At 73.7% G+C, this 10289-nt stretch carries 12 protein-coding genes and 1 tRNA gene; 3 read left to right on the top strand and 10 right to left on the bottom strand.

Annotated elements, in window-relative coordinates; translation table 11 throughout:
- From AB6N24_RS13155 to AB6N24_RS13130, 6 genes are all read right to left on the bottom strand, one after another.
- Positions 1-969 (bottom strand): serine/threonine-protein kinase (locus AB6N24_RS13155; RefSeq protein WP_412869848.1); only part of this gene is annotated, 969 nt, incomplete at its 3' end.
- On the bottom strand, positions 966-2426 hold the full coding sequence (locus AB6N24_RS13150; RefSeq protein ID WP_412869847.1) for a peptidoglycan D,D-transpeptidase FtsI family protein: 1461 nt from the start codon (positions 2424-2426) through the stop codon (positions 966-968). The genes AB6N24_RS13150 and AB6N24_RS13155, both read right to left, overlap by 4 nt.
- Positions 2426-3919: an FtsW/RodA/SpoVE family cell cycle protein gene (locus AB6N24_RS13145; RefSeq protein ID WP_412869846.1), complete on the bottom strand. Its 1494-nt coding sequence runs from the start codon at positions 3917-3919 to the stop codon at positions 2426-2428. The genes AB6N24_RS13150 and AB6N24_RS13145 overlap by 1 nt, the downstream gene beginning before the upstream one ends.
- Positions 3919-5226 carry a Stp1/IreP family PP2C-type Ser/Thr phosphatase gene (locus AB6N24_RS13140; RefSeq protein WP_412869845.1) on the bottom strand — a complete coding sequence of 436 codons (1308 nt, stop codon included), beginning with the start codon at positions 5224-5226 and terminating at the stop codon, positions 3919-3921. The genes AB6N24_RS13145 and AB6N24_RS13140 overlap by 1 nt, the downstream gene beginning before the upstream one ends.
- A 7-nt stretch (positions 5227-5233) precedes the next feature.
- Complete coding sequence (locus AB6N24_RS13135) at positions 5234-5746, bottom strand: FHA domain-containing protein FhaB/FipA (RefSeq protein WP_412869844.1); 513 nt, start codon at positions 5744-5746, stop codon at positions 5234-5236.
- Between the two features lie 9 nt (positions 5747-5755).
- Positions 5756-6466 (bottom strand): FHA domain-containing protein, encoded by a 711-nt coding sequence (locus AB6N24_RS13130; protein WP_034624601.1) that lies wholly within the window; start codon positions 6464-6466, stop codon positions 5756-5758.
- A 358-nt stretch (positions 6467-6824) separates the two neighbouring features.
- Here AB6N24_RS13130 and AB6N24_RS13125 point away from each other — a divergent pair.
- Positions 6825-6907, top strand: a tRNA-Leu gene (locus AB6N24_RS13125).
- Positions 6908-7040: 133 nt separating this feature from the next.
- Here the strand turns inward: AB6N24_RS13125 and AB6N24_RS13120 are convergent.
- From AB6N24_RS13120 to AB6N24_RS13110, 3 genes are all read right to left on the bottom strand, one after another.
- Positions 7041-8204: a hypothetical protein gene (locus AB6N24_RS13120; protein WP_412869843.1), complete on the bottom strand. Its 1164-nt coding sequence runs from the start codon at positions 8202-8204 to the stop codon at positions 7041-7043.
- Positions 8205-8554: 350 nt separating this feature from the next.
- Positions 8555-8917: a hypothetical protein gene (locus AB6N24_RS13115; RefSeq protein WP_412869842.1), complete on the bottom strand. Its 363-nt coding sequence runs from the start codon at positions 8915-8917 to the stop codon at positions 8555-8557.
- A gap of 5 nt (positions 8918-8922) precedes the next feature.
- Entirely contained in the window at positions 8923-9138 is a 216-nt protein-coding gene (locus AB6N24_RS13110) for a hypothetical protein (RefSeq protein ID WP_412869841.1), read from the bottom strand.
- Between the two features lie 139 nt (positions 9139-9277).
- On the opposite strand from AB6N24_RS13110, the gene AB6N24_RS13105 reads away from it, so the two are divergent.
- On the top strand, positions 9278-9436 hold the full coding sequence (locus AB6N24_RS13105) for a hypothetical protein (RefSeq protein WP_412869840.1): 159 nt from the start codon (positions 9278-9280) through the stop codon (positions 9434-9436).
- Between the two features lie 18 nt (positions 9437-9454).
- Entirely contained in the window at positions 9455-9853 is a 399-nt protein-coding gene (locus AB6N24_RS13100) for a GlcG/HbpS family heme-binding protein (protein ID WP_412869839.1), read from the top strand.
- A gap of 128 nt (positions 9854-9981) precedes the next feature.
- Here the strand turns inward: AB6N24_RS13100 and AB6N24_RS13095 are convergent, their stop codons facing one another.
- Positions 9982-10224, bottom strand: a complete 243-nt coding sequence (locus AB6N24_RS13095) for a hypothetical protein (protein WP_412869838.1) — start codon at positions 10222-10224, stop codon at positions 9982-9984.
- Positions 10225-10289: the final 65 nt, after the last annotated feature.

The raw sequence follows: 10289 nt of genomic DNA, 5'->3' as shown, positions 1-10289 counted from the left end.
CAGGAGGTCCTCGGCCTGCTGGCCGTCGAGGTCCGAGTGGCGCAGGTCGACGAGCACGAGGTGCACGTCGGTGCCGGGGGCGATCATCGTCGTCCCGCCGCGGCCCGAGGAGCGGCGGGCGGGGACGACGACGGCGACGCCGGTCGCGGGCGTGCGCTCGACCATCTCGTCGAGGATGCGCGCGAGCTGCGCGGCCGACGGCGGGCGGTCGCGGGGGTCCTTCGCGAGCAGGCTCAGCACGATGCCGGCCAGCCGCTTGTCGATCGCGGCGGGCAGCGGCGGCACGGGCGCGTTGACGTGCGCGACGGCGATGTCGACCGCGGTCGGGCCCGTGAACGGGCGCTTCCCGGCGAGCGCCTCGTACGCGACGATCCCGAGCGAGTACAGGTCGGAGTGCGGCGTCGCGGGCTGCCCGACGGCCTGCTCGGGGGACAGGTACTGCGCGGTGCCCATGACCATGCCGGTCGCGGTCATCGGCACCTGGTTCGTCGCCAGGGACACCCCGAAGTCGGTGATCTTCACGCGCCCGCCGCGCCCGAGCAGGATGTTGCCGGGCTTGACGTCGCGGTGCACCACGCCGGCGTCGTGCGCGTGGTGCAGCGCCCGGGCCGTCTGGGCGAGGATCGGCAGCAGCTTGCGCGGGGGCAGCACGGGCTCGCGCTCGAGCAGGTCGCTCATGGGCTCGCCGAGGACGAGCTCGATGACGAGGAACGCGGAGCCCTCCTGCTCGCCGTAGTCGTAGAGCTGCGCGATGTTCTGGTGCGAGAGGGCCGCGGAGTTGCGGGCCTCGGTGCGGAACCGGGACAGGAAGTTGGGGTCGCCCGCGAACTCCTCGCGGAGCACCTTGATCGCGACGTCGCGCGCGAGCGACTCGTCGTGCGCGACCCACACCTCACCCATGCCGCCGACGGCGATCTCCCGCACGAGGCGGTACCGCTGGCCGAGCACGACGCCCGCTGCTGCCCTCACTGGCCCAGCACCGCCTCGATGACGGCCTTCGCGATGGGCGCGGCGACCCGGCCGCCGGTCGCCTCGTTGCCGACCGCCCCGCCGTTCTCGACGACGACGGCGACGGCGACGCGCGGGGCGTCCGCCGGGGCGAACGAGGTGAACCAGGCGTGCGGCGACTCGTCCTCGCGGCCGGTCTGCGCGGTGCCCGTCTTCCCGGCGACCTGCACGCCGGAGATCTGGGCGGCCTTGCCGGAGCCGTTCTCGACGACGCCGACCATCATGTCGCGCAGCGCCGCGGCGGTCGTGGGGGAGACCGCCTGGGACTGCCGGCGCGGCTCCGCCTCGCGGACGACGTCGAGGTCGGCGGTCCGGACCGTCTGCACGAGGTACGGCTCCATGAGCTCGCCCTCGTTCGCGATCGCGGCGGAGACCATCGCCATCTCCAGGGGCGTCGCCGTGACCGAGTACTGCCCGAGCGCCGAGAACGCCGTGTTGGGGGCGTTGACCTCGTCGGGGAAGCGGCTCGGCGCGACCCTCATCGGCACGACCTGCTCGGCGTTGTTGAACCCGAAGTCCTCGGCCTGCTCGCGCAGCGCGTCTGCCCCGAGGTCGATCCCGAGCTGTGCGAACGCGGTGTTGCACGAGACGCGCAGGGCGTCGGCGAGCGTCGTCTGCCCGCCCGAGCCGCACGACGAGCCGCCGTAGTTCTTGACGGTCGCGCTGGTCTGGGGGAGCGCCAGCTCGTCGGGCGCGGTGAGCACGGACTCGGGCGTCGCACGCCCCGACTCGAGCGCCGCCGCCGCGGTGATGAGCTTGAACGTCGAGCCCGGCGGGTAGGTCGGGCCCTGGATGGCCTTGTTCTCGAGCGGGTCGCCCTCGGCCGCGACGAGCGCCTGGTAGGCCGCGTTCGCCGCGGCGGAGTCGTGCGTCGCGAGCTGGTTCGGGTCGAAGGACGGCTTCGAGACGAGCGCGAGGATGGCGCCGGTCGCCGGGTCGAGCGCGACGACCGCGCCGCGCTGGTCCCCGAGCGCGTCCCACGCGGCCTGCTGAGCCGCCGGGTTGATCGTCGTCTCGATCGACGACCCCTGCGGCTGCTTGCCCGTGATGAGGTCCTGCAGGCGGGACAGGAACAGCGAGTCTGCCTGCCCGTTGAGCACGTCGTTCTCGGCCTGCTCGAGCATCGTCCCGCGGTGCACGATCGAGTAGAAGCCGGTCACGGGCGCGTAGAGCTCGCCGTTCGCGTAGCTGCGCTGGTACTTGAACGCGTCGTCGACCGGGGCGGACGACGCGACGGCCTCGCCGGCGACGACGATGGGCCCGCGCGCCCGGCCGAACTCGCGGTACAGCGTCCGGACGTTGCGCCCGTCGTTGTTGAGGGAGTCGGCCTGTACGAACTGGACCCACGTGGCGCCGCCCATGAGGACGACGAACATGCCGACGACGACGGTCGCGAGGCGGCGCAGCGGGGTGTTCATCAGCGCACCCCCCCAGGGCCGGCGATGCGCTCGGTCGGGTCGGCGCTCGGCTGCGGCTCGCCCTCGCGGCGCGGGGCCCCGGCACGCGAGGAGCCGGGCGTGCGCACCGGCAGCGGCGCCGTCGTGGTGCCGGGCGGCGGGCCGACGACGAGGTCGGGGGCCGGACGGCGGGCGTCGTCGGAGATGCGCAGCAGGAGCGCGACGATGATCCAGTTCGCGAGCAGCGACGAGCCGCCGTACGCGAGGAACGGGGTCGTCAGGCCGGTCAGCGGGATGATCCGCGTGATGCCGCCCACGACGATGAAGCACTGGAACGCGACGACGAACGCGAGGCCGCCGGCGAGCAGCTTGCCGAACCCGTCGCGCACCCCGATCGCCGTGCGCAGGCCGCGCTCCGCGAGCACGAGGTAGCACAGCAGGATCGCGAGCAGCCCGGTCAGGCCCAGCTCCTCGCCGAGCGACGCCACGATGAAGTCCGACTCCGCGTACGGCACGAGGTCGGGGCGGCCCTTGCCCCAGCCGGTGCCGAACAGCCCGCCGCCCGCGAGCCCGAACAGCCCGCCGACGAGCTGCCCCGAGCCGCCGGGGGCGCGGTTGTAGATCTCCGGGTCGAGCGCGTTCAGCCAGACGTCGAACCGCGCGGCCACGTGCCCGAACGTCGTCGCCGCGAGCACGGCGCCGCCGAGGAACAGCCCGAGGCCGATGACGACCCAGCTGGTGCGCTCGGTCGCGAGGTACAGCATCGCCACGAACAGCCCGAAGAACAGCAGCGACGTCCCGAGGTCGCGCTCGAGCACGAGGACGCTGATCGAGACGGCCCACGCGAGCACGAGGGGGCCGAGGTCGCGGATGCGGGGGAGCTGCAGGCCGAGCACCTTGGGCCCGGCGAGCGCGAGCGTGTCGCGGTTCGTCACCAGGTAGCCCGCGAAGAACACCGCGAGCACGAGCTTGCCGATCTCGGCGGGCTGCAGCGAGAAGCCCGCGAAGCGGATCCAGATGCGCGCGCCGTTGATCTCGGCGCCCAGGCCCGGGATGAGCGGCAGCACGATGAGCAGCAGGCCGACGACCATCGCGGTGTACGTGTAGCGGCGCAGCGTGCGGTGGTCGCGGAGCACGACGAGCACCCCGGCGGCCAGCAGCAGAGCGAACGCCGTCCACCCGAGCTGCCGCGTCGCGAAGTCCTGCTCACGCCCGCGCGCGACCATCCCGAGGTCGACGCGGTAGATCATCGCGAGCCCGATGCCGTTGAGCGCGATCGCCACGGGCAGGATCACGGGGTCGGCATACGGCGCGCGCCACCGCAGCACCACGTGCAGCCCGACCGCGAGGGCCGCCATGCCGACGCCGTAGCCGACGACGTTCGCGGGGAGCTCCCCGGTGACCCCGAGGCCCGTGAGCGCGTACGCGGCGAGGCCGATGAGCAGGGCGGGCACGAGCAGCGCGAGCTCGACGCCGCGCCCCGGGCGCACCCGATGCGGCTGGATGGTGGCCATCAGTCGGTCGCCGCGTTCTCGCGAGCGGACTGCTCGAGCACCTGGACCCGGTGCCGGGCGTCGTCGAGCGAGTCGGACTGGATGTTCTGGTCGAGGCGCTCGCGGACGTACGGCGGCAGGTCGTCGACGCGCGCGTCGCCGCGCTCCGCGACGGTCGAGAGCGCGATCGGCCCGAGGTTCTGCGGGATGCCGCGGTAGATCACGACGTCCCCGCCCTCGGCGCCGACGAAGTACTGGGTCTGCGTCCACTGGTAGCCGAGGTACCCCGCGACGCCGAGCACCGCGAGCAGCAGCAGCGACAGGAACCAGCCGATCACGCGGCGGCGCCGGCGACGGCGCGGGTCGACCTCGTCGGCGTCGTCGTCCTCGTCGGTGCCCGCGCCGGCGCTCGGGAGCAGCCCGGCAGCGTCGCCGTCCTCGTCGGTGTCGCCGGCGGCCTGCGCGGCGGCCACCTTCTTCGCGAGCGTCGCGGCGCGCGCCGAGGGAGAGTCCGCCGCGGCCGTCGGGCGGTGCCGGGAGGTCGCCGCCGAGCCGACGACGCTCGCCGCGGTCGTCGGTCCGCCGCCGTCCGGCACGTCGTCGAGCTCGACGACGTCCGCGACCACGACCGTCACGTTGTCGCCGCCGCCCGCCCGCAGCGCGAGCTGCACGAGCCGGTCCGCGCACACGTCGACGTCCGAGAGGCCCAGGAGCGTCTCCGCGATCGTGTCGGCGCTCACGAAGCCCGAGAGCCCGTCCGAGCAGAGCAGCCAGCGGTCGCCCGGGCGAGCCTCGCGCACCGACAGGTCCGGCGCGACGTCGGGGTCGAAGTCGCCGAGCACCCGCATGACGACCGAGCGCTGCGGGTGGTGCTCCGCCTCCTCGGGCGTGATCTTGCCGGTGTTGACCAGGTGCTGGACGAACGTGTGGTCGGTCGTGACCTGGCTCAGCACGCCGTCGCGCAGCAGGTAGCCGCGGGAGTCGCCGAGGTGCACCATCGCGAGCTTGTTGCCCGCGCGCAGGATCGCCGTGACGGTCGTGCCCATGCCGCTCAGCTCGGGGTCGGCCTGCGTCCGCGCCACGATCTCGTCGCGCGCCGCGTCCAGCGCGTGCTCGAGCTCGTCGAGCGCGTCGTCGGGCCCGTGCGACTCGCCGTCGAGCGGGGCGAACGCCGCGACCGCGACCGACGACGCGACGTCGCCGCCCGCGTGCCCGCCCATGCCGTCCGCGACGACGAGCAGGTGCGGCCCGGCGTACGCCGAGTCCTGGTTGTTGGAGCGGACGAGGCCCACGTCGGACCGTGCGGCGTACCGCAGCGCGATGCTCACGGCGGCGCTACCTCTGCAGCTCGAGGACGCTCTGACCCACGCGGACCTGCGCCCCCGGGGTCACGGGCGTCGGCTGCTCGACCTTCTTGTCGCCCAGGAACGTGCCGTTCGTCGACCCCAGGTCCTCGACGAACCAGCCGCCGTCCTGCGGGAAGATCCGGGCGTGCCGGGACGACGAGTAGTCGTCGTCGAGCACGAGCGTGCACGAGGGCGCACGGCCGATCAGGACCGACGACGCGCCGAGCGGGATCGTCGTGCCGCGCAGCGGGCCCTCGGTCACGACGAGGCGGGTGGGAGCGCTCTTGGCCGGGCGGCCCGGCGCGCTCTTCGCGGCGCCCTTCGCCGGCGGAGGCGTCGTCTGGCCGGGCGCCACCGACGCAGGCCCCTTGGGGCGGCCGCGACGGTCGACGATCTTCGTCCCGTACAGGTCGCGCCGCAGCACCCCGATCGCCGAGGCCACGAAGAGCCACAGCAGGACCAGGTAACCGAGACGCAGGAGGGTGATCGTCAGCTCAGACATACCGGCCGTTCACTCGTCCCGGTCATCGGACGCGCCCGTCCAGAACATGATGCGCGTGCGCCCGATCGTCAGGGTGTTGCCGTCGAGGAGCGTCGCCGCCGGGACCTGGTGGCCCTCGACGTACAGCCCGTTCGTCGAGCCGAGGTCGCTCGCGACGACCCCGTCCGGCCCGACGCGGATCTCCAGGTGCCGGCGGGACACGCCCGGGTCGTCGACGATGATGTCCGCCTCCGAGCCGCGGCCGATCACCGTGACCGGGCCCGTGAGCAGGTAGCGCTGGCCGTCGATGTCGACGAGCGGGTGGCGCGTGCTCGGGGTTGCCGCCGCCGATGCGGGCGCGACGGCGCCGCGCACGGTTGCGCTGCGGATCCGGAACCGGCCGGTCTCCAGGTCGTCGTGCTCGCTGAACTGGACGGTCACGGGCCCGACGAACGCGTAGCGCTGGCTCGCCGCGTGGTCCGTGACGTTCGCGGCGAGCTCGTCGGCCAGCGCCTCCGCGCCCCACGCGTCGACCTGCGCGTGGTCGTCCGGCGACAGCTCGATCGTGAACTCGTTCGGCACCACGGTGCGGTCCCGGTCCACGACGGCCGCGCGGTCGTCCACCTCACGGCGCAGGGCGCTCGCGAGCTCGACCGGCTTGACCTCGCTGCGGAACGCCTTGGCGAAGGCGTTGTTCACGACCCGTTCCACGCCGTGCTCGAACTTGTCGAGGATGCCCACGCCCTCACCTCCCTCGTGCGTCGGTCGTGCTGTGTCCATGGCGGCCTGCTGGGTGCCGGGTCGGCGGTGCTCGCGTCCGTGGGGGGTGCGCGGGCGGGCCGGGACCCGGTATCGGCCTTGATCGTATCCACGGTGGGGGCCTCGGGGCGGGTTCGCGGGGCTGATCCTGTCGAGTCGTTCGGGATCTGGGGGGTGGATGTGGTGATGGGGGCGTGTCGGTGGGGGCTGCGGTGGGGTGTGGGGGTGGGTCGGCTGGGGGGCTCCGGTGAGGGTTCCCCGCGTGGCGGGCGGTGCGTCGTGCGGGTGCGCTGGTGGACGTGCCGAGGGGCGCTCCGACCGTGATAACGTTCTGCGGCGCGCGCGAGTGGCGGAACGGCAGACGCGCTGGCTTCAGGTGCCAGTGTCCGAAAGGGCGTGGGGGTTCAAATCCCCCCTCGCGCACAGGTGGGTGGTTCTGGAAAGAACCGCCTCAGTAGTCATGAAACTCCCGGTCAGGGTCTTCTGGCCGGGAGTTTCGCGTTGTCGGGCGTGCCACTGATGTTCGGGCGGGTCCGCAGCGGGAGCGCGGGCGCCGTCACGGCACGGCGGCGGCGCGCAGCTCGGCCTCGAGCCGAGGCTTGAGCCACGCGAGAAACCTGTCCAGCATCGCGGGCGTGTGCGGCCACGTGCGGTGTGACGGACCGAAGATCGCCCCGAACGCGGCGCCGGACGTGCCCGCGCCGTACAGGTCGTTGAACCGGTCGATGCGGGCGATCGTCGGTGCCCGCCAGGCGGCGTCCCACGTCACGGACGTCCCGCTCTGCTGGTACGTGAGCCCGTTGGCGGCGCAGAACGCGCGGAACCGTCGGCTGACCCCGGCTGCGGCCGAGGGCGCACCGCCGTAGTAGGCGCGCAGGGCTGCCGAGAGCGTCTGCGTCGGCTGCGTCGACCACTGGGACTGGAGCGCGAAGCCGTCGACATCCCCAAGAAGGTCCTGCTCGGGGGCCGACATACGCCAGTAGTCGTCGGCGCTCGGCGGCACCGGGTTGCTCGGCGCGCGCGAGTCCGGGCTGCCCTCCTCCGCCCGTGTGAGCCACACCGAGGCGATGCCGACGTCCGCCGCCCACGACGCCGGGTCGATGTTGGGGACGCCGAAGGAGCTGTACGGCGCCGACGTCGTGGGGTGGGCGAGCGCGTCGAGCGTCAGGAAGAGGTGCCCCGCGTCGACCTGCTCGCCGTTCGGCAGCCCGAGGTAGGGCGACGGGTTGTCACCGACGCCGTTCTCGTCGGCGTGGGCGGTCAGTCGCGCCCGCGCGTCGGGGGCGACGGCACCCAGTCGCCGTGGCACCACGGAGAACCCCGCACCCCCGGGTGAGAGGTTCGGGGCGATGTCGGCCGTGCGGGCGCCCGGGATGAGCTGCTCGAACGCCGCGCCGCTGTACCACTGCACGCGGATGCGGCTCAGCACCTCCTGGGGGCTGTCGGTGGGGTTCGCGCGCTCGACGGCCTCGACGTCGGCGACGAACGTGGCGAGCGGGATGATCGCCGCCGCCCCGGTCAGGCTGGTGGGCGTGGCCAGCGCTCCGAGGTCGCGCTGGAGCGTGGGGAGCGGGTCGGGGGAGCGCTGGCGGAGCGCGCCGGCGACCGCGGCGTTGCCTGCCGTCCGCTGAAGTCGCAGGAGCGGTGCGCCGCGCGGTGCCTCACGCGGACGGGGGGACTGCGGGAGCTGCTCGACGGGCCGGTCCGACGGTGTGCGCACGTTGCCTCCCGACGCGGTCGTCACCGTCGGCCCATGCGCCCGGACGGCTGCCGGGGGGCCGGCGTGCTCCGCCACGGTAGGCCGACTTCGCCGCTGTCCTGCCGGGAGGCGCCGGACGGTGCCCGATGGGCCGGAGACGGTGCACCTTCGACGGGTCGGGCGGGGCCTGGCGTCGGGACTGCCACGGCATGGCTGTCGGCCGGCCACGGAGATCCGACTCCAATCCCCACGCCCCGAGCCACCCCACGACGCCCTACGCGGCGCCTCGCACGCACCTCGACGGCCGCAGGTCCCGGCTGGCGCGCACGAGGGGGCGAGCGCCGCCACGCGCGCCGTGAGGCGGAGGGTGTTCAGCGCACCGACGGCGCGGTGCTGCCGGTGCCCGCCTGCGCGGGCTCACGCGCCAGGCTCGCGACGGCCCCAACCAGGAGCAGGACGCCCGGAGCCGCGAAGTACGCCCCCGTCCCGAGGCCCGTCAGGACCGACCACGCGAGCACGATCGCGGCGGCCGCCCACGTGGCAATCGCTGCCGTGCGGGGACGCAGGTGTGGGATCAGCAGGGGCAGCACGGCCAGCGCGGGGACGCCGGCCAGCACCAGCACGAACGCGCCGGAGCCCTCCCACGAGACGGCGGCGACGACGATCGCGACGGCGACGGTGGCGACTGCGGCAACCAGCCGGAGTCCCACCGAGATGCGCGACCTGCTGCCCATGGTCTTCACCCTCTCCAGTCGAGGTTGGCGACGATCTCCTGTGGGGTCTGCTCGGTGGCGGCGTCCGTCGTGGCTCCCGGGCCGCCGGCGAGGCGGTGGAGGTGCTCGTGCTCGATGTCGCGGAGAGGCTCGCGCGCGACGGCGGGCGACGCCCGGGTCCGGCGGAGCGGACGGCGGCTCCACGACGCGCGCCACGCACGCTGCCACCAGAGGAGCGACACCGTGTGCCTGCGCCCCGTCGCGCGCCCCGGCAGGCGGTCCCGTGACACCGAGGCTCCGCTCGCCGTCTCCTCGTGTCAAGGCTCTGCGGAGGGCGTGGACGTCCCGTCCCGCGCGCACTCGACGGTCCCGAGGTGGAGAGTGAGCACCACCGCGATCGTGGTCGACCTCGCCGCAGCCAGGGACGCCTGCGTCGACGTCCTCGATTCCGTCGACGAAGGCCTTCCGCGGCCGGTCCTCTGCCGCTCGGAGGAGCAGCAGCCAGCAGCATCTCGTGGGCCGCACCGCGCGCCCGTCTGACACGGAAGAAGGACTCCGATGAGCGACATCACCCTCGAGCAGGCACAGGCAGTCGTCCAGGCAGGGCTCGCGGAGTCCGCGTCCCGCGGTCTGGCCATGAACGTCGCCGTGGTCGACGTTGGGGGCAACCTGAAGGCCTTCGCCCGCATGGACGGCGCCTGGCTCGGGAGCATCGACATCGCGATCAAGAAGGCCCGCACGTCGCGCTACTTCGACATGCCGACCGGCGCCCTCGGCGAGCTGTCGCAGCCCGGCGGGCCGCTGTTCAACATCGAGGTGTCCAACGGCGGCCTGATCACCTTCCCGGGCGGGCTGCCGCTCGAGGTGGACGGTCAGGTCGTCGGGGCCGTGGGGGTCAGCGGGAGCACGGTGGAGGACGATCACGCCGTCGCCACAGCGGCAGCAGCGGCGGTCTAGCCCTTCGCGACCTCGGGCGGCGAGAGAGATCGCGCGAAGGCTCGGCAGGGATCGGAGCGCCGATAACGGTCTGCTGGTGTGCGCGACCCCGACGATGCTGGAGCGGCGCCGCAGGAGCGGCCCGACTGCTAGAGCTGTCGCTCGTCCGAGGCCCTCGGGACGGCACGCAGCTCATCGACCTCGACGCCGCTCTCGGCGAGGCAGGGTCCGCAGATCGCGACGATCTCGGGGTCCGTGTCCAGGAACGCCAGGGTCACGGGAGCGGCCCAGACCAGGCACCCGCAGTCCGCGAGGATCGCCTGCGCGGACCTTCTCGGCTGCGGCAGGTCGGCCCTCATGCACAGGACGACCTGCTGCTCGGGCTCCTCCATGACGCGAGACCCTAGCGCCACCAGGGAGGTCGAGACCGCCGCCGGGACCACGAGCATCGAGGCGC

The organism is Cellulomonas jepli (assembly GCF_047229345.1).
In the GTDB taxonomy this organism is placed as follows: domain Bacteria; phylum Actinomycetota; class Actinomycetes; order Actinomycetales; family Cellulomonadaceae; genus Cellulomonas_A.
This window is presented reverse-complemented; position numbering and strand designations above follow the sequence as displayed.